Origin of the sequence: Thioclava arctica (assembly GCF_040892615.1) — a bacterium.
Taxonomy (GTDB): Bacteria; Pseudomonadota; Alphaproteobacteria; order Rhodobacterales; family Rhodobacteraceae; genus Thioclava; species Thioclava arctica.
Genome location: NZ_JBFRYC010000005.1, coordinates 45,220 through 67,193, shown reverse-complemented (window position 1 = coordinate 67,193; position 21,974 = coordinate 45,220). Strand labels below are relative to the sequence as shown.

The 21,974-nt window shown below is 60.0% G+C and carries 21 protein-coding genes; 11 read left to right on the top strand and 10 right to left on the bottom strand.

Annotated features, from left to right (window positions below; translation table 11 throughout):
* Positions 1-184: 184 nt before the first annotated feature.
* From uvrC to AB4874_RS10050, 5 genes are read left to right on the top strand one after another with little or no spacing between them, the layout of a single operon-like run.
* Positions 185-2,026, top strand: a complete 1,842-nt coding sequence (uvrC, locus tag AB4874_RS10070; RefSeq protein ID WP_368392041.1) for an excinuclease ABC subunit UvrC — start codon at positions 185-187, stop codon at positions 2,024-2,026.
* Positions 2,027-2,030: 4 nt separating this feature from the next.
* A complete protein-coding gene (locus AB4874_RS10065; protein ID WP_368391890.1) occupies positions 2,031-3,104 on the top strand; it encodes a lysine-2,3-aminomutase-like protein in 1,074 nt (357 codons plus the stop codon).
* 45 nt (positions 3,105-3,149) lie between these two features.
* Entirely contained in the window at positions 3,150-3,779 is a 630-nt protein-coding gene (gene pgsA, locus AB4874_RS10060) for a CDP-diacylglycerol--glycerol-3-phosphate 3-phosphatidyltransferase (protein WP_295534670.1), read from the top strand.
* Positions 3,772-4,020, top strand: coding sequence for a molybdopterin converting factor subunit 1 (moaD, locus tag AB4874_RS10055; RefSeq protein ID WP_295534673.1), 249 nt, complete (start codon positions 3,772-3,774; stop codon positions 4,018-4,020). The genes pgsA and moaD overlap by 8 nt, the downstream gene beginning before the upstream one ends.
* A gap of 1 nt (position 4,021) precedes the next feature.
* Positions 4,022-4,462: a molybdenum cofactor biosynthesis protein MoaE gene (locus AB4874_RS10050; RefSeq protein ID WP_368391889.1), complete on the top strand. Its 441-nt coding sequence runs from the start codon at positions 4,022-4,024 to the stop codon at positions 4,460-4,462.
* On the opposite strand, the gene AB4874_RS10045 is transcribed toward AB4874_RS10050, so the two are convergent.
* Together AB4874_RS10045 and AB4874_RS10040 are read right to left on the bottom strand one after the other, a co-directional pair.
* Positions 4,463-4,843, bottom strand: coding sequence for an HIT domain-containing protein (locus tag AB4874_RS10045; RefSeq protein ID WP_295534679.1), 381 nt, complete (start codon positions 4,841-4,843; stop codon positions 4,463-4,465).
* Between the two features lie 11 nt (positions 4,844-4,854).
* Positions 4,855-6,429 (bottom strand): DUF5928 domain-containing protein, encoded by a 1,575-nt coding sequence (locus AB4874_RS10040; RefSeq protein WP_368391888.1) that lies wholly within the window; start codon positions 6,427-6,429, stop codon positions 4,855-4,857.
* 148 nt (positions 6,430-6,577) lie between these two features.
* Here AB4874_RS10040 and AB4874_RS10035 point away from each other — a divergent pair, with 148 nt between their 5' ends.
* The gene (locus AB4874_RS10035; RefSeq protein ID WP_295534684.1) at positions 6,578-7,396 is read left to right on the top strand and encodes a sulfotransferase family protein; all 819 of its coding nucleotides are present in this window, start codon (positions 6,578-6,580) and stop codon (positions 7,394-7,396) included.
* Positions 7,397-7,477: 81 nt separating this feature from the next.
* Complete coding sequence (locus AB4874_RS10030) at positions 7,478-8,656, top strand: MFS transporter (RefSeq protein ID WP_368391887.1); 1,179 nt, start codon at positions 7,478-7,480, stop codon at positions 8,654-8,656.
* Here the strand turns inward: AB4874_RS10030 and AB4874_RS10025 are convergent.
* The 7 genes from AB4874_RS10025 to ectA all read right to left on the bottom strand — a co-directional run bounded on the left by AB4874_RS10025 (position 8,653) and on the right by ectA (position 17,410).
* Positions 8,653-10,932, bottom strand: a complete 2,280-nt coding sequence (locus tag AB4874_RS10025; protein ID WP_368391886.1) for an FdhF/YdeP family oxidoreductase — start codon at positions 10,930-10,932, stop codon at positions 8,653-8,655. The two genes, AB4874_RS10030 and AB4874_RS10025, sit on opposite strands and share 4 nt — an antisense overlap.
* Before the next feature lie 129 nt (positions 10,933-11,061).
* The gene (cydB, locus tag AB4874_RS10020) at positions 11,062-12,075 is read right to left on the bottom strand and encodes a cytochrome d ubiquinol oxidase subunit II (protein ID WP_368391885.1); all 1,014 of its coding nucleotides are present in this window, start codon (positions 12,073-12,075) and stop codon (positions 11,062-11,064) included.
* On the bottom strand, positions 12,072-13,487 hold the full coding sequence (locus AB4874_RS10015) for a cytochrome ubiquinol oxidase subunit I (protein ID WP_368391884.1): 1,416 nt from the start codon (positions 13,485-13,487) through the stop codon (positions 12,072-12,074). The genes cydB and AB4874_RS10015 overlap by 4 nt, the downstream gene beginning before the upstream one ends.
* A 180-nt stretch (positions 13,488-13,667) precedes the next feature.
* Positions 13,668-15,098, bottom strand: a complete 1,431-nt coding sequence (locus tag AB4874_RS10010; RefSeq protein ID WP_368391883.1) for an aspartate kinase — start codon at positions 15,096-15,098, stop codon at positions 13,668-13,670.
* A gap of 8 nt (positions 15,099-15,106) precedes the next feature.
* On the bottom strand, positions 15,107-15,508 hold the full coding sequence (locus tag AB4874_RS10005; protein WP_295534699.1) for an ectoine synthase: 402 nt from the start codon (positions 15,506-15,508) through the stop codon (positions 15,107-15,109).
* A 39-nt stretch (positions 15,509-15,547) separates the two neighbouring features.
* A complete protein-coding gene (gene ectB / locus AB4874_RS10000; protein ID WP_368391882.1) occupies positions 15,548-16,831 on the bottom strand; it encodes a diaminobutyrate--2-oxoglutarate transaminase in 1,284 nt (427 codons plus the stop codon).
* Between the two features lie 48 nt (positions 16,832-16,879).
* Positions 16,880-17,410, bottom strand: a complete 531-nt coding sequence (gene ectA / locus AB4874_RS09995; protein ID WP_295534703.1) for a diaminobutyrate acetyltransferase — start codon at positions 17,408-17,410, stop codon at positions 16,880-16,882.
* A gap of 252 nt (positions 17,411-17,662) precedes the next feature.
* On the opposite strand from ectA, the gene AB4874_RS09990 reads away from it, so the two are divergent.
* The 3 genes from AB4874_RS09990 (at position 17,663) to argE (ending at position 20,553) form a co-directional block, all read left to right on the top strand.
* A complete protein-coding gene (locus tag AB4874_RS09990; protein WP_295534706.1) occupies positions 17,663-18,142 on the top strand; it encodes a MarR family winged helix-turn-helix transcriptional regulator in 480 nt (159 codons plus the stop codon).
* Positions 18,143-18,212: 70 nt separating this feature from the next.
* The gene (locus AB4874_RS09985) at positions 18,213-19,397 is read left to right on the top strand and encodes a M24 family metallopeptidase (RefSeq protein ID WP_368391881.1); all 1,185 of its coding nucleotides are present in this window, start codon (positions 18,213-18,215) and stop codon (positions 19,395-19,397) included.
* Positions 19,398-19,401: 4 nt separating this feature from the next.
* Entirely contained in the window at positions 19,402-20,553 is a 1,152-nt protein-coding gene (gene argE / locus AB4874_RS09980) for an acetylornithine deacetylase (protein ID WP_368391880.1), read from the top strand.
* Positions 20,554-20,775: 222 nt separating this feature from the next.
* On the opposite strand, the gene AB4874_RS09975 is transcribed toward argE, so the two are convergent.
* Positions 20,776-20,943 (bottom strand): hypothetical protein, encoded by a 168-nt coding sequence (locus tag AB4874_RS09975; RefSeq protein ID WP_368391879.1) that lies wholly within the window; start codon positions 20,941-20,943, stop codon positions 20,776-20,778.
* Between AB4874_RS09975 and AB4874_RS09970 the strand changes: the two genes are divergently transcribed.
* On the top strand, positions 20,942-21,952 hold the full coding sequence (locus tag AB4874_RS09970) for an ABC transporter substrate-binding protein (protein WP_295534713.1): 1,011 nt from the start codon (positions 20,942-20,944) through the stop codon (positions 21,950-21,952). The genes AB4874_RS09975 and AB4874_RS09970 overlap by 2 nt on opposite strands.
* Positions 21,953-21,974 lie beyond the last annotated feature (22 nt).

The window sequence follows — 21,974 nt, the reverse complement described above, 5'->3', positions numbered from 1 at the left end:
GGGAATTCCATGATCTTGGGAATTTGCCAACAGTGTTATCCACAGAATTGGTGGACATATTTCCACTTGAACCGATTGGCGTAAGGTTGCAGCCACAGCAGAGAATCAAGACCGCGATATGACCGAGACGAACCACGACCCCGAGAGCACTCAGCCACCCGCCGCGACCCGTCCCGCGCATGGGATGACGGGGCATGCGCTGATCGCGGATTACCTCAAGCGGCTGGATGGCTCGCCCGGTGTGTATCGCATGCTCAACGCCAAGGGTGAGGTGTTGTATGTTGGCAAGGCGCGCAATCTGAAGGCGCGGGTGTCGAACTATGCGCGCCCCTCGGGACATAGCGCGCGGATCGCGCGGATGATCCGCGAAACCGCATCGATGATGTTTCTTACGACGCGCACCGAGACCGAGGCGCTGCTGCTGGAGCAGAACCTCATCAAGCAGCTCAAGCCGCGCTACAACGTGCTGGCGCGCGATGACAAAAGCTTTCCCAATATCCTGATCGCGACGGATCACCCCTATCCAATGATCAAAAAACATCGTGGTGCGCGCAAGGAGAAGGGCCATTACTTTGGCCCCTTCGCGAGTGCCAGCGCGGTGAACCGCACGCTCAACCATCTGGAGCGGGTGTTTTTGCTGCGCAACTGTTCAGATTCGATGTTTGAAAGCCGCACGCGGCCCTGTCTGCAATACCAGATCAAGCGCTGCTCGGGCCCCTGCGTGGGCAAAATCTCCGAGGCCGATTACGCGGATCTGGTGGCCGATGCAAAGCGCTTTCTTGAGGGACGCTCAACCACGATCCAACGCGAATTGGCGGCCCAGATGCAAACCGCCTCCGAGGAGATGGAGTTCGAGCGCGCCGCCGCTCTGCGCGACCGGATCAAGGCGCTGACCAATGTGCAGCAAAGTCAGGGGATCAACCCGCGCACCGTGCCCGAGGCCGATGTGATTGCGCTACATAGTGAGGGCGGGCAGGCCTGTGTGCAGGTGTTTTTCATCCGCGCCAATCAAAGCTGGGGCAATCACGATTTCTACCCGCGCACCGGGTCGGGCGCCGAGGCCCCCGAAATCCTGCAAGCCTTTATCGCGCAGTTTTACACGCATCGCCCGCCGCCGGCCCTGCTGTTGCTGTCACACCCGGTCGAGGATGAAGAGCTGCTGGCCGAGTTCCTGTCCGAGCGCGCCGAGCGCCGCGTCGAGATCGCCGTGCCGCAGCGGGGCGAAAAGGCCGAGCTGGTGGAAAACGCCGCGCGCAATGCCCGCGAAAGTCTGGGTCGAAAGATGTCGGAATCTGCGGCGCAGGCGAAACTGCTGGCCGGCGTGGCCGAGGCCTTTGCCCTGCCCGCCCCGCCCGCGCGTATCGAGGTCTATGACAACTCGCATATTCAGGGCGCGCATGCGGTGGGCGGCATGATTGTGGCCGGTCCTGAAGGCTTCATCAAAAGCCAGTATCGCAAGTTCAACATCAAGGGCACCGAGATCACGCCGGGCGATGACTTCGGCATGATGAAAGAGGTGCTGAAACGGCGTTTCTCGCGGCTCCTCAAAGAGGACCCCGAGCGCAAATCCGATGCATGGCCCGAGCTGTTGCTGATTGATGGCGGTGCGGGGCAGGTCTCGGCGGTGCATGAGATCATGGTGGAGATGGGCGTGACCGATATCGCGATGGTGGGCGTTGCCAAGGGGATCGACCGCGATCACGGCAAGGAAGAATTCCACCGCATCGGCCAGCGCCCCTTTGCACTGCCGCGTCAAAGTCCGGTTTTATATTACATCCAACGTCTGCGCGACGAGGCGCACCGCTGGGCGATTGGCACGCATCGCGCGAAACGCGCCAAGGCGACGATGGCCAATCCGCTGGATGAAATTCCCGGCATCGGCACGGCACGCAAACGCGCGCTGCTGCAGCATTTCGGATCGGCCAAGGCGGTTAGCCGGGCGGCGCCGATTGATCTGATGGAGGTCGAGGGAATTTCCGAGGCGATGGCCGAAACGATCCATAATTTCTTCAACGAAAAGGGCTGAGACAATGACCGATCACAGCCCACGCCCGCGTGCCCTTTCGCGCCTTGACGAGCTTGAAACCGAGGGGCTGACCTCGCCCGAAGCACGCCCCGATTTGCAGGCCGTAGCGCAGGCGTTCCGCATCCGCCTCACACCCGAGATGCGCGCGGCCATCGCAACACCCGCCGACCCGGTAGGTGCACAATTCGTGCCCAGCGCCGCCGAATTGGTGACCCGCCCCGAGGAACTGGCCGATCCGATTGGCGATGACGCGCACTCCCCGGTGCCCGGGCTGACGCATCGCTACCCCGACAGGGTGATCTTGCACATCACCAAAACTTGCGACGTTTACTGCCGCTTTTGTTTTCGCCGCGAGACGGTGGGCGAGACCGGGCCCTTGCCGCAAGGTCAACTAGACGCGGCGCTGACATATATCGCCGCGACCCCGGCAGTGCGCGAGGTGATCTTGACGGGGGGCGATCCGCTGACGCTGTCGCAGCGCCGGCTGGCCGAGGTTCTGACGCGGCTGGGTACAATTGCACATGTCGATCAGATCCGGCTGCACACCCGCGTGCCCGTCGTCGCCCCCGAACGCATCACGCCCGCGCTGTGCCACGCCTTGCGCGCCGCGCGCCCTGCCATTTGGATCGTACTGCACACGAACCATGCCCAAGAACTGTCACCCAATGCGCGCGCCGCGATCACGCGACTGGTGGATCACGGCATCCCGTTACTGTCGCAAACCGTGTTGCTGGCAGGCGTGAATGACGATGTCGACAGCCTTGACGCGTTGATGCGCGCGCTGACCGCGCTGCGCGTCAAACCCTATTATCTGCATCACTGCGATCTGGCGCGGGGCACGTCGCATTTCCGCACGACACTCACGGCGGGCCGCACGCTGATGGCCGAGCTGCGCCGACGCGTTTCCGGGACAATGGTGCCGACATATGTGCTCGACATCCCCGGCGGGCATGGCAAAGTGGCGATCAATGCCGATCACGTTGCCCCCGGTCCTGCGCCCGGTCACTGGCGCATCACAGACCGCCTTGGCCGGGTGCATGATTACGCAGACCCGCTACCCAGCCCTGAGACGCGGTGACGCGCCCTCTTCCGCTTTGCTCGCCGCCCCGCTAGGTTGCCTGACATGAAATGGAACATCCCTAATATTCTGACTGTGCTCAGACTTCTGGCGGCCCCGGGTGTGGCTGTCATGTTCTTGTATTTCCATCGCCCTTGGGCGGATTGGTTTGCGCTGGCGCTGTTCGTTGGGGCTGCGGTCACCGATTGGTTTGACGGCTATCTGGCGCGGCTATGGAAGCAGGAAAGCAAGTTTGGCGCGATGCTGGACCCGATTGCCGACAAGGTGATGGTGGTGATCGCCTTGGTGGTGCTGACGGGCTATTCGGGCATGAACCCATGGCTGATCTTGCCCGCCACGGTGATTTTGTTTCGCGAGGTGTTCGTTTCGGGACTGCGCGAGTTTCTGGGCGCAGATTCGGGTCGATTGCGCGTAACCAAGCTGGCCAAGTGGAAAACCACCGCGCAGATGGTGGCAATCGCGGTGCTGTTTCTGGGCACCGGGCTGGCCTATCTGGAACAGGGCCGCGCGCCTCGCGCGGGCGAAGGTGACATTCCGATGGGGGCCAGTCTGGCCGATATCGCAACCCATATCGGGCTTGCGCTGATCTGGATTGCGGCGATTTTGACCGCGATCACGGGCTGGGATTATTTCCGCAAGGCGCTGCCCTATCTCAAGGATTCGGACGATGATTGATGTGCTGTATTTCGCTTGGGTGCGCGAACGCATCGGCCTGCCGCGCGAACAGCTCGAAACGCAGGCCGCTACTGTCAACGATCTGGTTGCAGAACTGCGCGCGCGCGAACCGCGCTATGAGGCGGCTTTTGGCGATCTGAGCGCGCTGCGGGTGGCGCTTGATCAAGACCTGTCGGACTTTGATGCAAGCCTTGAAGGCGTGCGCGAGGTGGCCTTTTTCCCGCCCATGACCGGGGGGTGAGGTGAAGGTCGCGGTTCAAAGCGCCCCCTTTGATCTGGGCGCAGAGCTCGCAGGCTTTGGCGCGGGCCGCTCTGATGTTGGCGCAGTGGTCAGCTTTACCGGCGTTGTGCGCGATGACAGCGGCGCTATGGAGACGCTGGAGCTGGAACATTACCCCGGCATGACGCAGCGCGCGATTGCCCAGATCGTCGATCAGGCCGTGACCCGCTGGGATCTGGCGGATGTGATCGTGATCCACCGCCACGGGCGGCTGGGGATTGGCGAGCAGATCATGATGGTCGCCACCGCCGCACGCCATCGCGCTGCGGCCTTCGAGGCGGCCGAGTTTCTGATGGATTACCTGAAATCGCGCGCCCCTTTCTGGAAGAAAGAGCATGGGCGCGACGGCACATCTTGGGTGGCGGCGAAAGACGCGGATGAGGATGCGTTGAAGCGCTGGTGATCAGCGCATCAGCAACATTGGCCCCAATGGACGACCGGCCAGAATATGCAGGTGGTAATGGGGCACTTCCTGCACACCATCTTCGCCCGCATTGGAGATCACGCGAAATCCCTCGCCCCCGGCCCCCGGCTCGGCACCGATCATTTTGCAGATCTGACCAGCGGCGCGGGTGAAATCGACGATCTCGGCCTCGCTCGCGGTATTGCAGAAATGATCGAAGGTTACATAGGGCCCCTTCGGGATCACCAACACATGATCGGGCGCTTTGGGCGCGATATCGCGAAAGGCCAACGTGTGTTCGGTCTCAAGCACGGTGTTGTTGGGAATCTCGCCCCGTAAGATCTTGGCGAAGATATTCTGGTCGTCATACGCGTAACTCATCGCGCCGCTCCTCAGTCTTTGAACAGATAGTCAAGCTGCGCCAACTCTTGCGCCAGCTCGGTCGGGATGTCGAGCGTCTGAGCCAATGCGCGGGCATTGTCCTCAAGCGAGCCACCCTCGCGCATCAATGCGAAATGCTCGAAATCGGCGTCGCGCAACCGTTCGCGTTCGAACACCATATCAGCGCGGATCGTAGGCAACACCTGCGCCAGAACCTGAGGCGGTGTCGTCTCTCCGGCCAAGCCGACGCGGCGCGCATGGCCCGCAAGATAGTCGTCGCTGAACGAGCATTCGATCTCAAGCAAGCGGGTTTCGCATTTGTCGGCCGCGAAATCGCGGATCACATCGAAAGCGGCCGGATCGAGGCAAATCAGCATCCGGTCGGTGCCCGCATGTTCAAACAACATCCGCATCAATGCACGGCGATGGCGATTGCGTTTCTCTTTGGTCTTTTCGATGCCTCCAAGATCGGGCAAATCGCCCATCTCATCAAAGACATATTCCATCGCCGTGACGTCGTGCCGACGGCGCAGCTCGGCCACGAGACGCTTGGCGACATGCCATTTCTTGCACATCACAATGATCAGCGTGCGTTCGCGCCCAAGCGTCGATTCCGCCTCCCAGAAACGCGGGGCAAACCGCCGCCCGACACGCCCGCGCCCGGTCAGAAACCTGTGCAGTGCGCGCCCTTCATTCGAGATCGCGAATTCGGTCTCTGCTTGCGTCCATAGAGCCCCGAGACGGGCCTTGAGATCTGTCGCCTCGGGACTAATTTTGCGCGCAAACAGATAGTCCTGACTGAGCAGCAAGTCATAGTGATCATTGTAGAAATACGCTGGCAGCCCGTAATCGGTGAACATCAGGAACGTCAATGTACGGTCGCGGATCTCGGATTCGGGAACGACATGGCGCACGATGGTTTGAAAAAACGTTTCATCGGGAATCCAGCTGGTGCGGAAAAACCGCATCACATCGGGGCGGGTGCGTGCGAAATCCAGCACCCATTCGATCGTACGCCGACGCAAACACCACCATTGCGAGCCGATCATCATCTGAATATCGGCAGGCATCTCGCGCGTCAGGCCAAACCGCTTTTGCAGATTATAGCTGGCATAGAACCGCTTGGGTTGCGTGCGCTCATTGAACATATGGCGGTAGATCAGCCGGTCTTCCTTCATCCCGGTCTTGATCCAACCCGAGGTGAAGAAATCAAAGCTCTCGATGTAATCCGCCTCTTCGGCATCCAGAAAATCATGGGCATATTTTGCCGTCTTGATCTGCATGCAATCGCCCGAGAGCATGTAGAAATGGGTGGCGCGCGGGAAATCCTCCACGGCGGCTTTCACCGCCTCCAAAGTGGCGGCCACAAGGCTCCACTCGCCCCACCCACATTTCTGCCGTTTGCGCGCAAATGTGACGTTGGGATTGGGGTCAAGAGCCGCATGCAGCTTGCGAAAATCAGCCGGGTCGGCGCTGGCGTCAAAGTGGATCGACACGAAATCACCCGCCGCCGTCAACCGCTCGGCTTGCGCAATAATGCCTTCGGGGTCCTTATGGGTCAGCAAAATGAAGGCGATTCGAGCCATGCGGGAAACGACGCCGTAATTGTTTCGGTCACTATCTGCCTTGTTAGCGTCAATTGACGTTGAAAAGACAGTGTTTCTTTGCTCTGTAAGGCATATTTGTTGCGTCAATGCTAACACACCCCCAGCAGGCGCGTTCGGAGGATTGTGAATGGGATTTCCGGGAACTTGGATGACAGAAAGCGAAAGCATGGTGTACCGCGTGGTGCCCAAATGCGCGTGCTCATCCATTGGGCAGATCATGTTCTACACCGATCACGGGCGCTTCTTTGACGGCGATATCCACGACTCGACCGAGGGGCTGCATAAGTGGTCTCAGGAAGAAAGCCAGAAGCCGATCACGTCGAATGTGCAGGCGCATAAAAGCTATGCCTTCACCTGCGTGCGTAACCCCTATGCGCGCATCCTGTCCTCGTTCTTTGACAAGATCGCGGGCATTCAGCGCAACGGCAAACGCTATCGCGGCAATCTGGTGCCCAAGCTGGTGCAGAATTACGGGATCGATGTGGGCTCGCCCGAGGATGAGTTCGACTTTGATCAGGTCGCCTCGTTCCGCCGTTTCCTGCTATTTGCGCGCGACACAATCCGCTGGCGCCGCCCGATGGAGCCCGACATTCACTGGTCGGCGATGTCGGGCCATATCTCGACATTCATCGTCAATGGCGGGCGCTACAACAACATCTTTTTCACCGAAAAATTCGATGAAGGCATGCAAAGCGTGCTGGATGATATCGAGACGCCGGTCGAAATTGATCTGAAAAAAGTGCCTCGATTCAATGAATCAGAGGGGCACGGCCCCAAGCGCGCCCATAAGGTCAGCGATTATTTCGATGATCTGTCGCGCCATTTGATCTGGGAAATCTACAAGAAAGATTTCCAGCTGTTCCAATACGACTTCGACGATCCCGACAACAAGATGCCGATCGGTGAAGTCGATCTTGATGAAGTTCACGCCAAGCTAAGCGACTGATCTGCGTCTTGGCTCTTGCCCCGGCACGGGGCGGCTCTACCTAGCGCAGGTCTTTCCCTTCTGTCTGCGGAGCCCTCCCCCATGACGCTCAGCCCCCGCGACGCGCGGGCCGCGATTTTTTCGCTGGCCCTTGGCACCTTTGGTATCGGCGTGATCGAGTTCGCCTCGATGGGGCTGCTGCCCTTTTACGCCTCCGATTTCGGCATCACCGAGGCGCGCGCAGGGCATGCGATCTCGGCCTACGCGCTGGGTGTGGTGATTGGCGCGCCGCTGTTGGCGGTGGCTGGAGCACGGCTGCCGCGCAAGGGTTTTCTGATCGGGCTGATGACGTTTTACGCGCTGGCCAATCTAATTGCAGGCGCTGCGCCCAACATGACCAGTTTCACCATCGCGCGGTTCTTTTCCGGCCTGCCCCATGGTGCGTATTTCGGCATGGCGATGCTGTTTGCCGCCGATTTGATGCCCAAGGGCAAGCGCGGACAGGCGATTGCCTGGGTCATTACCGGGCTGACGATCGCCAATATCATCGGTGTGCCACTCGCGGGGGCGATTGGGCAATATTTCGGCTGGCGCTGGGGCTTTGTGATTGTGGCCCTGATCTGCGCCGCCTCATCGGCGATGATCGCGCGCACCGCACCCGCCGTGCCGCCTGATCCCAATGCAAGCCCGCTGCGAGAGTTGGGCGCGCTGACAAATCCTGCGGTCTGGCTGACACTTTCGGTCGGAGCAATCGGGTTTGGCGGTGTGTTTGCGGTCTATTCCTACCTGTCAGCCGCAATGATCGCGACCCATGCGGGGCCGGAATGGACGATCCCGATTGCGCTGTCGGCCTTTGGAATCGGGGGCACCTTTGGCAACATGATCGCAGGCAAGCTGTCAAACTGGTCGCATTTCGGCGCGGCGCTGATCTTGCTGTGCGGGATGATTGTGGTGCCGCTGCTGTACACCCTCACCATTGGTCAATGGCAGGCAATGGCGCTTGCGATGGTGGCGCTTGGGCTCACCGCTGGCATGGTCATTCCGATGCAGATGCGCCTGATGGAGGTCGCGGGCGACGCCCAGACTCTGGCCGCCGCGCTTAATCATGCCGCGTTCAACTTTGCCAATGCGCTTGGGCCGTTCTTCGCCGGGCTTGCGCTCAGCGCTGGATACGGCTGGCAGGCCACCGGTTATGTCGGAGCGGCGCTGGCAATGGCAGGCATGGCCTGTCTCGGTCTGGCCTTCCTGCAATCGCGCCGCCCAAAGCGCCTCGCGTTCTAAGCTTTTTCGATTCGAACCGGCACCCCTTTGGACCCCGGCGTCTTGGACAGTTGATCGTGCAGCCCCACCGGCACCAGCACGTTGCATTCGGGGTAATAGCCCCCCACCGTGCCACGCGGCAGCTCAAAACGCACCACTTTGAGCCCAGTAAGCTGTCGCGCGACCCCATCGCCCATATCGCCGCGCACCACCACCGGATCACCATGTTCAAGCCCCAGATCGGCCATGTCGAGCTTGTTCATCAACAAGACATCGCGGGTGCCCTCAATCCCACGGAAGCGATCAGAATAGCCATAAACCGTGGTGTTGAACTGATCGTTTGAGCGCATCGTGATCATCACGAACCGCCCCGGCGCGTGCTCAAACCCCAGCGCGTTCAACTTGTCCGGCGTGGTAAATTCCAGCTTGCCGCTTTCGGTTTTCCAGACCCGTTCATGCGCCGGGTTTCCGCGCCAAAACCCGCCCGGCTCGTTCATGCGGGCGTTGAAATCTCGGAAGTCTTCTGGATAGGTGGCCTCGATCAGATCCCGCACGACAGCGTAATCCTTGACCCATTCATCCCATTTCAACTTGGGGTTTGGCGTGGTGGCCGCTTTTGCAATGCCACAGGTGATCGCGAGTTCGGATTTCAGTAAATCCGAGGCGGGCGTGCTTTTGCCAAGCGATCCGTGGATCATCGAGAAACTATCCTCAACGCTCACATATTGATTGCCCGTCTCCTGCTCATCGATCTCAGAGCGGCTGAGACAAGGCAGAATGAACGCCGCCTGCCCCGGATAAAGATGCGAGCGGTTGAGCTTGGTCGAAATCATCACCGTCAGTTTTTGACTTGGCCATGCGGTCTCGACGCGCGAGGTGTCGGGCAGCGCGCGCACAAGATTGCCGCCAAGGCAGAGCGTGGCCGAGACCTTGCCCTCCATCATTGCCTGCGCGACGGTGACGATATGCATCCCGTCCTCGGTCGGGGGATCGAAATCAAACAGGTCGCGCAGCTTGTCCATCGGGATCAGCGCGGTCTTTTCCGCGATCCCAACCGTGCGCTGGCCCTGCACGTTGGAATGACCGCGCACCGGACAGCAGCCCGCACCCAAGCGCCCGATATTGCCCCGTAGCGCGAGGAAATTGACCAGCATCCCGATATTCGTCGCGCCATGGGCGTGCTGGGTCAGCCCCATGCCATAGACGCCGATCACACGCTCGGCCTTGATGTAGATCTCAGCGGCTTGGCGCAGCTCGGCCTCAGACAGACCGCATTCCTCGCAGATCGCGTCCCATTCGGTCGTGCGACAAAAGGCAATGAAGCCCTCGTGGTCATGACAATGCTCGCGCAGGAAATCCCAATCGATCACTGGCGCGCGGCCCTGATCCTGTGCCTTGTCATCGGCCTCGATCACCGCTTTGCACAGCCCCGTCAGCGCCGCGATATCCGACCCGGCCTTGAGCTGATGATATTGATCCGAGATTTTCGTCTCATGGCCCGTCACCATATCCTGCAGGTTTTGCGGATCGATGAAACTGACAAGACCTTGTTCACGCACCGGGTTGAAGGTGACAATCTTTGCGCCGCGATCCTTGGCCTCTTTAAGCGGATGCAGGAAGCGGGGCGAATTGGTGCCCGGGTTCTGCCCGAAGAAAAAGTAGCAATCGGTTGCCTCAAGGTCTTCCCACAGCACCGTACCAACCGACGAGCCGATGACCTTTTTCAGCCCCACCGAGGTCGTTTCGTGACACATATTCGAGCTTTGCGGCAGGTTGTTATTGCCATAAGCGCGCGCCATCAGCGCCCAAAGATAGCTTGCCTCAAGCCCCGCATGGCCCGAGGAATAGAACACGACCTCCTGCTTGGGCAGCATCTTGAGGATCGCACCGATTTCGGAAAGTGCCTCGTCCCAACTGACCTCGACATAACGGTCGATTGAGGCGTCATAGCGCAGCGGCGCGGTCAGCCGCCCGGTCTTTTCCAACTCATGATCCGACCAATCGCGCAGATCCGCGACCGTGTGATCTTCCCAGAATTCCGGCGTATTGCGCGCCCGCGTCATTTCCCAAAGGGTCGCTTTCGCGCCGTTTTCGCAAAATTCAAACGGGTGGTAATTGGCGGGTTTCGGGAAGGCACAAGAGGCGCACATATAGCCGCCCGGCTTATTTTGGCGCTTCAACTCGCGCAACACATCCGCCGTGGGCCAGGACTCGCCAAAAACCTGACTGATCCCCTTGAGCGATCCCCAGCCTCCCGAGGGGCCGCTCTCTTCTGGCAGGTCATCAATCTTGGTCATGGGGGCCTCCTTGGGGTGCGCAAAAAGCACGCCCCAGCCGCTGGGAGGAGGAGCGGTCGGGGCGCGTATGTTGCTCAAAATGTCATGACGGGCGAACGCGGCATTGCCTGCCCCGGTTCCCTAAGTCACTTAGTAGTGATGCTCATGCTCGGATGTTTTGCCGCGGAACACCCAATAGGCATAGGCGGTATAGGCAAGAATGATCGGCAGAAAAATCGCCGCCCCTACGAAGGTGAACATCAATGAGGAGGTCCCAGAGGCAGCCTCGCGGATGGTGATCGACATCGGCACGATATAGGGAAAGATCGACAGGCCGAGCCCCGCAAAACTAAGCACGAATATCGCGATCCCTGACAGATAGGCGATCAGCCCGCGATCACTGCGAATGGCGCGCCAATAGCCAAACCCCGCCCCTAGCAGCAAAATCGGGACCAGTGCGCTTAGCAGAACCCCCGGCCATGCGAACCAGCGCTGGAAATAATCCGGGTTGAGAAACGGCGTTGCCAGTGACGCCAGCCCGATAAAGCCCAGTGTCACGATCAGCGCGCGCTCTCCGATGCGACGGGCACGGTCGTAGAGGTCCTTGGATGTCTTGAGCACGATCCACGCCGCCCCAAGCATTACATAGCCCGCCACCAGCGCCAGCGCCGTGCCGAGGCTGAACCAGCTGAGCCAATCCATCGGCCCGCCACTAAAGCTGCGCCCGGTGACGGCGGGGCCTTGCAACAGCCCGCCCAGCACCGCGCCCTGCGCCAGCGTGGCGATCAGCGAGCCACCGAAAAACGCCTTGTCCCAAAGCGGTTTCCAGCGCCGGGTCTTGCCGCGAAACTCAAACGCGACGCCCCGAAAGGCCAGCGCCAGCAGCATGATAATCAACGGCACATAAAGCGCGTTCAGGATTACCCCGTAGGCCAACGGAAACACAGCCAGCAAACCGCCGCCGCCCATCACCAGCCATGTCTCATTTCCGTCCCAGACCGGCGCAATCGAATTCATCGCCCGGGTGCGGTTTTCATCGCTGCCAAGGAACGGAAACAAGATACCGATCCCCAGATCGAACCCATCCAGCACGACATAGGTCAGCACCGCAAAGGCGATGATCGCCGCCCAGATATCGGGAAGGTAATGTTCAAAGCCGCTCATGCGTGCGCCTCCTCTTTCTCGGTGGTGACCGTGTCCAGCATGACCGACGCCAGACCCCCGGCACGTTGGGGCGTATTTTCGACGGGGTCTGCCTCTGCAGGCCCCCGCCGCATCAGTCGCAGCAGGTAAAACGTGCCCGAGCCAAACAAGAAGGCATAGACCACCACGAAGCCGATCAACGCGACCAGCGCGGCTGTGTGGCTAAGGTTTGAAACAGACTCCGCCGTAGTGAGATGGCCGTAAATCGTAAAGGGCTGGCGACCAAATTCCGTCGTGAACCACCCCATGATGATCGCCGCGAACCCGCCGGGCGAGATCAGCAAGGCCGCTCGATGGAACCAGCCCGGCTCATGCAGGCGTTTACGCCACATCAGCCAGCCGCCCCACAGCCCAAGCCCCGCAAAGGCAAACCCCAACGCGACCATGATCCGGAACGTCCAGAACACAATGGACATGGGCGGGCGCTTATCGACGGGAAAATCGGCAAGGCCGGGCACTTCGCCATTCAACGAATGGGTCAGGATCAGCGACGATGCATAGGGGATTTCGATTTTGTAATCGGTGCGTTCCTTGGCTTGGTTTGGAATGCCAAACAAGATCAGCCCCGCGCCTTTCTCAGTCTTCCAATGGCCTTCCATGGCGGCGATCTTCGCTGGCTGATGTTCCAGCGTATTCAGCCCGTGCGCGTCACCGGCCAAGATTTGCAGCGGCGCGGTGACCAGCACCATGCCCACGGCCATGCGAAACATCACCCGAATGGCGTCATCCGCGCTGCCTTTGAGGTGGTGCCACGCCCCGACCCCCGCAACGACAAGCGCGGTCGTCAGATAGGCGGCCAGCACCATATGCACAAAGCGATAGGGCAGCGAGGGGTTGAACAGGATCTGCCACCAATCCTTGGGGATGAACTGCCCCGCATCGTTCATCGCAAAGCCCGTCGGCGTCTGCATCCAGCTATTGACCGACAAAATCCAGAAGGCCGAAATCAGCGTGCCCACCGCGACCATCAACACCGCGAAATAGTAGATCGCCGGTGCGACCCGATCACGCCCGAACAGCAAAATGCCAAGGAACCCGGCCTCAAGGAAGAAGGCGGTCATGACCTCGTAACCCATCAAGGGGCCAACAACAGGGCCCGCCTTGTCCGAAAACGCCGCCCAGTTCAGCCCGAATTGATAGGACATGACCACGCCAGACACGACGCCCATCCCGAACACCACCGCAAAGATGTGTTTCCAAAACTCAAAGATGCGCAAAAACACATCGCGCCCAGTGATCAGGCGCAGTGTTTCCAGCACGGCGAGAAAGCTTGCCGTGCCGATGGAAAAGGCTGGAAAGATGATATGCGCCGACACGACAAAGGCGAATTGCGCCCGTGCCAGATCGAGTGTCGGTATGTCGGAAAGTATCATGACGGACCGCTTTCGGTTTAAGGAAAAGACGCGTGTGCGTTCTCAAAGATTACGAAAAGCGCTTGGGCTCGGTTCACTATAGCACGCTGCGGCAGGCTGTCGCAGGCCCAATGAAACAGGCCCGCACGCTAAGCGCACGGGCCTTAAGGCTTGCCGAATACCGCAGCGCAATAGCGCGGCTCAGGCCACTTGTTTGAGACTGACTTTGGCGGGAATGAACGCCTCGTGCAGCGCCTTGATCACCGGCACCAGATCGTCACGCTCCAGCACGAATTGCACATCGACATTGCGCGGCCCCTGCGTCGCGCCAAGGCTTTCCAGCCCCGCATCGCCAATCGCCTGCAAACCGCGCGTCAGCGTCGACAACCCTTTGAGGTCGCGCCCGATGATCGAGGCCATCGCCAGCATCCGCGCTGACACTTGCGCCGAAGGATACCGCTTGGTCAGGTCCTTTTCGACGCGTTGCAGCACCTCGATCGGGGCATCGACATAATGGGTGATCGTGTTGGCATTCGACGCCTTGGACACGATGCGCACGTCATGGCGCGTCAGGGATTCAAGGATCGCCGCGTCATAGCCTTTGACGCCGACCATATCCTGTTCGAACACCTCCAGCGCGATGATCTCAAGGCCCGTCACGATCTCGACTGCCGGCGTGTCAGCGGGCTTGTCATCAATCAGCGTGCCCGGATCGCCCGGCTCAAACGCGTTGGTCACGCGCAAGGGCACATCGGCCTGACGCAGGGTCTTGGCGGCTTTCGGGTGGATCGCCTCCATCCCCATATTCGAGAGCTGATCGGCCACGTCGTAATTCGTGTGGCCGAGCTTGCGCACCCGATCCGCGCCCACCAGCTTGGGATCGGCCGAAGACAGGTGGAATTCCTTGTGAATGATCGCCTCGCGCGCGCCCGTCAGCGCTGCAAGCCGCGAGAACGTCACCTCGGAATAGCCGCGATCAAACTCGCGCATCAGCCCCTCGGAGCATTGCGCATAGCCCGTCACGATCGGCATCTCGGTGGCCAGATCGACATCTTTCATTGCGTTCAAGATGCGCGAATCCAGATCGTGATCGGTCTCGTCGCGCCAGCCCGACAGATCGACCAGCCGTGCATTCACGCCCGCGCGCTGCAGCAAAAGCGTGGTGACATAGGCGGAATGCGCCTCGCCCAGACCCGACAGCAATTCGCGGATCTGCAGCATATGTTGGGACAGCCGGAAATGCCCGTAAGAACACAGCCGCTGCAAATCGATCAGGCAATTGCGCGCGCCCTCGATACGTTCGCGCACAAATTCGCTGGCCTGCGAGATATCGCCGGGATGTTTGAGCACTGCCTCATGCGCCGCGATCATCGCGCTCGACACACGGTTCAGCGCCTCATGCCAGCCATGATCGCTATCGGCCTTGGCAAACTGCGCATAGACCCCGGAATCACCGGTTTTCTTATGCTCCAGCAACAGGTTGGTGATGCCACCAAAGGCCGAAACCACGAAAATCCGGTTGTAAAGATCGCCCCCCGCGCGATCGCCAATGAACAGCGTCTTGCGCAGCTCATCGACACGGCTCATCGAGGTGCCGCCGATCTTTTCGACAGTGTGGGATTGCTGGGTCATATTTACCCTCACGCTTTCTCCAGATCTTCAGCCGGGGCGTAAGATCCATCTTCGCGATGCACCTCGGTGCCGGTGACGGGTGGGTTAAAGCAGCACGCCATCACAAGGTCTTCGTCCCCTGCAACAAGGCGGTGATGATCATGCAGGTTCAGCGCATACATCACGCCGGGCTTGATCTCGTGGCGGGTGCCATTGTCCAGCTCGGTGATGTGGCCATTGCCCGAGATGCAATAGACGCTCTCAAAGTGGTGCTTGTAGTGGAAGGTGTGATCCGAACCGGCCTTGAGCGTGGTGATGTGGAACGAAAAGCCCATCTTGTCATCGGCCAGCAGCATCCGCACGCTGGTCCAATCGGCATCCGCCACGGCGCGGTCGGTCGTTTTGAGTTCGTTGAAGTCGCGAACGATCATATCGTGTCTCCGTATCTGTATAGTTGAGCAGTGAGGCGCTTATTCTGCGGCGATCTTGGTGCCCGAGGCCATCACTTCGCTGGTCGCCTCACGCAGGATCGACAGGCCCGTGCGGAAAGTCTCCATCGGCGTGGTCAGCGGCGCAAGCACCTTGATCACCTGATCCTCATTGCCCGAGGTCTCGATCACGAGGCCCTTTTCAAAGCACAGCCCGCAAATTTCCGAGGCCAATTCACCCGTGCCGACATCAACACCTTGCATCAACCCGCGCCCCTTGAGGAACGCATTGGGAACCAGATCGGCAACCGCAGCGAGCCCCTCGCGCAGCACGTCCGATTTCACGGCGAGTTCGCGCTGGAAGGTATCATCGGCCCAGAATTTCTGGATCGCGACGGTCGCGGTCACAAAGGCATGGGTGTTGCCGCGGAAGGTGCCGTTATGTTCAGCCGGGCCAAACACGTCGTAATCGGGACGTATAAGCAGCAGCGCCATCGGCAGACCAAAGCCCGAGATCGACTTCGCTTGCGTCACCAGATCGGGCATCACGCCCATCTCCTCGAACGAGAAGAAGGTGCCAGTGCGCCCGCAGCCGGCCTGAATATCGTCGATGATGAACAGCGCGCCATGTTTGCGCGCGACCTTCTCGACGCCCTGAATGAATTCGGGGCTGGCAGCATTAAGGCCGCCCTCGCCTTGCACGGTTTCGAGCATGATCGCGGCAGGCGCATCCACACCGCCCGAGGCGTCCGAAAGCATCTGATCGAGCAGCGCGACCGAATCCACGCCATCTGCATAATCGTCATAGGGCAGACGCGTCACGCCCTGCGTCTCCATCCCTGCACCGCCGCGGTGATAGCCGTTGCCGGTCGCCGCCAGCGCGCCCATCGTCACACCGTGAAAGCCGTTGGTGAAGGCGATGATGTTGGTGCGCCCGGTGGCCTTGCGCGCGATCTTCATCGCTGCTTCTACGGCATTCGCGCCGGTCGGGCCGACGAACATCACTTTGTGATCCATCCCGCGCGGAGCAAGGATGTGATCGGTGAACGCGGTCAGGAAATCGGCCTTGCTGTCGGTATGCAGATCAAGCGCGTGGCCCATCTTGTTTTCCAACAGATGGTTGATCAGCGCCTCTTTCATATCCGGGTCGTTATGCCCGTAATTGAGCGAGGAACAGCCTGCGAGAAAATCGATATAGGTGTTGCCCTCGGCATCGGTCAGTTCCGAGCCTTGCGCGCAGGTGAACACGGTATCGAAGCCACGGCAATAAGAGCGGGCATTGGATTCGCGCTGGGTGAAGATTGTCTTGTCATTGGGGGAGGTCATGGGTGGCTCCGTCTATTTTATTGATATGAAAGGGGCGGCGCGGCCGGATCAGGCGGCGGCGCGGGCCTCTTGCGGGAATGTGATCGTGACCATGTGCTCGGTCGCGGCGTGACCATCGAAATGGTCGTCTTCGTGGAAATGCGCCTCGTCGGTCAACTCACCGCCAATCGAGCGCGCGAAAGACCGAAACAGCCCCCAGCTTGCCGCGTTGGACTGCGTGATCGTGGTCTGAAGCCGGGTGCAATCGGCAGCCTCGTCGCGGTCGATCAGGTGGCGCAGCATCCGCTTGCCAAGACCCAGCCCACGCGCCTCGGGTGCCACGGCAACCTGCCAAACGAAAAAGCTTTGCGGATCCGAGGGCGCGATATAGCCCGAGATCCAGCCCAGCAACTGACCGTCACGCTCGACCATAACACAGGTGTCGCGGAAGTGGTCGCATTGCAGCAGGTTGCAATACATCGAGTTCTCATCAAGCGGCTTGCAACGCTGGATCAGCTTCCAGATCTCGCTGCCATCCTTGGCATCGGGCTTGCGGAACACCAGAGCAGGCTTTGACTTGATCGACTCGATTTGCGGCATGCTTCCTGTCCTTTTTTGCTTCGGATGACTAAGTAACCCACCGAGCCCGAAATTTCAATAAGCTAACTACAAAAGCTTAGAGAAGTTCCGCTTAGCCCTTTAAATAAAGAGATATTCGCCTTAGATACCATTCATATGACAAACCAAAACAGCTTTGAGCAAACGAGTAAGCTTAGGAAAACAAAGCAATTGAACGCCTCGGCGCTCTCTGCGATATTGGGCCATCTTGATGACAAAGAGGCCCGCCATCTCATGGACCGCGTTGATACCAGCCTGATTGCGCTGCGCCGCATTCTGCGCGCGACCGAGATGTTTGGCCGCGATCTTGCGAAGGCAGCCGGTCTGACGCCTGCGCAGTTTCGTGTGCTTCAAGTGGTGGCGGAAAACGGGTCATCGACGCCCAAGGCCATCGCAACCCGGATGAGCGTCAGCCAAGCCACGATGACCGCGCTGCTCGACAAACTAGCGCGCAAAGAAATGGTGACGCGGCAACGCTCGCAGCGCGATCGCCGTCAGACCGATATTGTGATCACCCCGCAGGGGCGTGCCGCGATGGAGGACGCACCCGACGCGCTGCAGCAGATTTTCGTACGCCGCTTTGAGGCGCTGGAGGACTGGGAACAGGCGCAACTGATCGCCTCGCTCGAACGGGTCGCGGCGATGCTGGATGCCCATGAGATTGACGCCTCGCCGGTGCTGGATTGGGGCGACATTTCGGGTCGGCCGATCTAAGCTAGGCCTCCCCCCTTGCAACTGGCGCAGGCCCCGGCCACTCTGACCCGACCCAGGATCGGAGCCATCCATGCCGCTTTCCAAAGCCCCCTTCAGCCAGTCCGAATATGACCGCCGCATCCGGCTTGTGCGCCAGTCGATGGCCGAGCGCGGGATCGAGGTGCTGTTCGTCACCAACCCGTCGAACCAATTCTGGCTGACGGGCTATGACGGCTGGTCGTTTTACACCCATCAGGGCGTGATCCTGCCGCTGGAAGGTGCACCCTTCTGGTGGGGCCGTTTCATGGATGCCAATGGCGCGCGCCGCACGGTCTGGATGGAGGAGGAAAACATCCTTCATTACAACGACATCATGGTGCAATCCGAGGTCGCCCACCCGATGGAAGACCTCGCTTCGCGCCTGCGCATCATGGGCTATGGACATGGGCGGATCGGCGTCGAGATGGAGACCTATTTCTACACCGCCAAGGCCCATGCCGTTCTGGTGGAGGGCCTGCCCGACGCCGAAATGATCGATGCAAGCGCGCTTGTGAACTGGCGGCGATTGATCAAATCCGAGGACGAGCTGAATTTCATGCGCCGCGCGGCGCGGATTTCCGAATTGGTGATCGCCCGCGCGATGGATTTGATCGAGCCGGGGATGCGCAAGCATGACCTCGTGGGCGAGTTGTATCGCACCGCCGTGCAGGGCGAGGAGGATAGCTGGGGCGACTACCCCGCGATCGTGCCGCTGCTGCCGTCGGGCGCGGATGCCTCTGCCCCGCATTTGACCTGGAATGGCGAGGCGCTAAAATCGGGCGAGGCGACCTTTATCGAGCAATCGGGCTGTTATCGCCGCTATCACGCCCCGCTGTGCCGCACGGTGTTTCTAGGCAAGCCGCCACAACATATGGTGGATGCCTCGCAGGCGTTAACCGAGGGGCTGAATGCCGGTATTGAGGTGGCACGCGCTGGCAACCGGGCGTGCGACATTGCGCGCGCGCTCAACACCGAACTGCTCAAAGTCGGGATCGAGCGGCCCAACCGCGCAGGTTATGCGGTGGGCTGTTCCTACCCGCCCGATTGGGGTGAACATACCGTGTCGATCCGCGACACCGACGAGACCGTTCTGGAACCCGGCATGACCTTTCACTTCATGCCCGGGCTTTGGATGGACGATTGGGGGATGGAGACCACCGAGACGATCCTGATCCGCGAGTCGGGCGCGGCAGAAACGCTGAGCCAGATCCCGCGCAAGCTGTTCATCAAGGATTGAGGCGATGGGGATCGACACCACCCGCGCGATTCTGGGCGATCTGATCGGGTTTCCCAGCGTTTCGTCGCAAAGCAATCTGGCGATCATCCACTACATCGCAGATCGGCTTGAGCAGGCCGGAGCCGAAGTCGAGGTGATGCCGGATGTAAGCGGGCAAAAGGCAAATCTGTTTGCGACTTTCGGGGGCGCGCGCGAGGGCGGCTTGGTGCTGTCGGGGCATAGCGATGTGGTGCCCGTCACCGATCAGGATTGGACAAGCGACCCGTTTGTGATGGCCGAACGTGACGGGCGGCTTTACGGGCGTGGGGCCTGCGACATGAAAGGCTTTATCGCCGCCTGTTTGAGCAGTCTCGATACCCTGCGCGAGGCCGCCAAAACCCGCCCGATCCATTTCGCCTTCACCCATGACGAAGAGGTAGGCTGTCTGGGCGCGCAATCGCTGGTCAAGCTGCTGGCAGAGCGCCCGTATAAACCCCGCCTTTGCATCATCGGAGAGCCGACCTCGATGCAGGTCTATGATGGCAACAAGGGATGTTGCGAATATACCGTGCATTTTGAGGGGCGGCCCGGTCATAGTTCTGCCCCCGACAAGGGCGTGAATGCCGTTGAATATGCCGTGCGCTACATCAATCGGCTGTTTGAGCTGCGCGCCGCGCTGGTGGCACGCTGTCCACCCGGCTCGCGCTTTGATCCGCCGCAAACGACGCTGAATGTCGGCGCGCTGCGGGGCGGGGTGTCTCATAATGTGATCGCCCCGCGCGCCGAGCTGAACTGGGAGATGCGCCCGATCAACGCCGCCGATATGCGCTTTGTCAAAGACGAGATCGCGGCGTTTGTCAGCGACACCTTGCTACCCGAGATGCGCGCAATCGCGCCCGAGGCAGGCATCGCGACCGAGATTGTCGGTGAGGTTGTGGGCCTTGAGCCGATGGATGAAAATGGCGCGCGCGATCTGGTCTTTGCGCTGACCGGGCAAAATCACGCAGGCTGCGTGGCCTTCAACACCGAGGCCGGGCTCTTTCAAGCGATCGGAATGGATGCGGTGATTTGCGGGCCGGGCTCGATCGAGCAGGCGCATAAGGCCGATGAATTCGTTTCCCTTGATCAACTGTCGCAATGCTTGAACATGCTGGAGCGGCTGGGAGAGGCGCGCTAACCTCGCCATCCCCCCCCTTGGAACGAGCCGCCTTTCGCGCCTCGCGTCCCCTTCAAATCCCGCGATTTGCACACCGCGCCGGGCAGAGCTGATCCCACCCCAGATCACATCTGCGACGCGCGAAGCGCCTCCTTTCGGGGCTTGCAGCACATTTTTGGACGGGAACGCCCTGTTCTCGCAGCGTACACGGCCTGAAAAGGTTGCGCCCAGACGACAGGCCATTTACGACATGAGCATGTCGGATTTTGACAATCCAAGAGTTTGCCCCATCATAGGCAAGAACCAGCCGACACCGGCCTCGTCGATGAACGAGGCCCGATGGCCGATCCCGCGGTGGCAGCCCGCGCGGCCCAAATCCCATAAATGCTGCCGCCACAGGAGTATACGCATGAAGAAATCCACAATCGCCAGTCTGTTTCTGGCACTGCCGCTAAGCGTGCTTGCCGCACCTGCCGTTTTTGCCGCCGATGGTGAATGCGGAAAAGTCACCGAAGCCGAGATGAACTGGGCTTCGGCAGGCGTCGCGGCTTGGGTCGACAAGATCATTCTCGAAAACGGATATGGCTGCGATGTGACGCTGGTGACCGGCGACACGATGCCCACCTTCACCTCGATGAATGAAAAAGGTCAGCCCGATATCGCCCCCGAGCTTTGGGTGAACGCGGTCAAGATTGCGCTCGACAAAGCGGTCAGCGAAGATCGCATGGTGACCACCGCAAAGATCCTCAAGGATGGCGGCGTCGAGGGCTGGTGGATTCCGAAATATATCCAAGAAGAGCACCCCGAAATCAAGACGGTTGATGATGCGCTGAAGCACCCGGAGCTGTTCCCCGATCCCGAGGATCCCTCAAAAGGCGGCGTCTATAACTGCCCGGCGGGCTGGAACTGCCAGATCTCGACGTCAAACCTGTATCGCGCCTATGACGCCGAGAAGAAGGGCTTTAACCTGGTTGATACCGGGTCAGCTGCTGGTCTGGATGGCTCAATCGCGAATGCCTATGAGCGCAAGCAGGGTTGGCTGGGCTATTACTGGGCACCGACCGCGATCTTGGGCAAATATGAGATGGTCAAGCTGGATGCCGGCGTGCCCAACGACAAGGAAAACTGGGACAAATGCACATCGCAAGCCGATTGCCCGGACCCGGTGCCAAATGCCTATCCGGTGTCGGACGTCTTCACCGTCGTGACCAAGGAATTCTCTGAGAAAAACGCGATTGCGATGAACTATCTTAAGAAGCGTGAATGGTCGAACGATACGGTCGGCAAGTTCCTTGCTTGGCAGACCGACAACCAAGGCACGAACGAAGATACGGCTTATTACTTCCTCAAGACGTTCCCGGATGTCTGGAAGGCATGGGTCTCTCCGGAAGTGGCCCAAAAGGTCGAGGGAGCGCTCTGAGCGCGACCTGAACATTTGCGGC

Coding starts and splice junctions, on each gene's coding strand:
- uvrC (WP_368392041.1), top strand. CDS start 185: ATGACGGGGCATGCGCTGATCGCGGATTACCTCAAGCGGCTGGATGGC.
- AB4874_RS10065 (WP_368391890.1), top strand. CDS start 2,031: ATGACCGATCACAGCCCACGCCCGCGTGCCCTTTCGCGCCTTGACGAG.
- pgsA (WP_295534670.1), top strand. CDS start 3,150: ATGAAATGGAACATCCCTAATATTCTGACTGTGCTCAGACTTCTGGCG.
- moaD (WP_295534673.1), top strand. CDS start 3,772: ATGATTGATGTGCTGTATTTCGCTTGGGTGCGCGAACGCATCGGCCTG.
- AB4874_RS10045 (WP_295534679.1), bottom strand. CDS start 4,843: ATGAGTTACGCGTATGACGACCAGAATATCTTCGCCAAGATCTTACGG.
- AB4874_RS10040 (WP_368391888.1), bottom strand. CDS start 6,429: ATGGCTCGAATCGCCTTCATTTTGCTGACCCATAAGGACCCCGAAGGC.
- AB4874_RS10035 (WP_295534684.1), top strand. CDS start 6,578: ATGGGATTTCCGGGAACTTGGATGACAGAAAGCGAAAGCATGGTGTAC.
- AB4874_RS10030 (WP_368391887.1), top strand. CDS start 7,478: ATGACGCTCAGCCCCCGCGACGCGCGGGCCGCGATTTTTTCGCTGGCC.
- AB4874_RS10025 (WP_368391886.1), bottom strand. CDS start 10,932: ATGACCAAGATTGATGACCTGCCAGAAGAGAGCGGCCCCTCGGGAGGC.
- cydB (WP_368391885.1), bottom strand. CDS start 12,075: ATGAGCGGCTTTGAACATTACCTTCCCGATATCTGGGCGGCGATCATC.
- AB4874_RS10015 (WP_368391884.1), bottom strand. CDS start 13,487: ATGATACTTTCCGACATACCGACACTCGATCTGGCACGGGCGCAATTC.
- AB4874_RS10010 (WP_368391883.1), bottom strand. CDS start 15,098: ATGACCCAGCAATCCCACACTGTCGAAAAGATCGGCGGCACCTCGATG.
- AB4874_RS10005 (WP_295534699.1), bottom strand. CDS start 15,508: ATGATCGTTCGCGACTTCAACGAACTCAAAACGACCGACCGCGCCGTG.
- ectB (WP_368391882.1), bottom strand. CDS start 16,831: ATGACCTCCCCCAATGACAAGACAATCTTCACCCAGCGCGAATCCAAT.
- ectA (WP_295534703.1), bottom strand. CDS start 17,410: ATGCCGCAAATCGAGTCGATCAAGTCAAAGCCTGCTCTGGTGTTCCGC.
- AB4874_RS09990 (WP_295534706.1), top strand. CDS start 17,663: ATGGACCGCGTTGATACCAGCCTGATTGCGCTGCGCCGCATTCTGCGC.
- AB4874_RS09985 (WP_368391881.1), top strand. CDS start 18,213: ATGCCGCTTTCCAAAGCCCCCTTCAGCCAGTCCGAATATGACCGCCGC.
- argE (WP_368391880.1), top strand. CDS start 19,402: ATGGGGATCGACACCACCCGCGCGATTCTGGGCGATCTGATCGGGTTT.
- AB4874_RS09970 (WP_295534713.1), top strand. CDS start 20,942: ATGAAGAAATCCACAATCGCCAGTCTGTTTCTGGCACTGCCGCTAAGC.
- AB4874_RS09975 (WP_368391879.1), bottom strand. CDS start 20,943: ATGCGTATACTCCTGTGGCGGCAGCATTTATGGGATTTGGGCCGCGCG.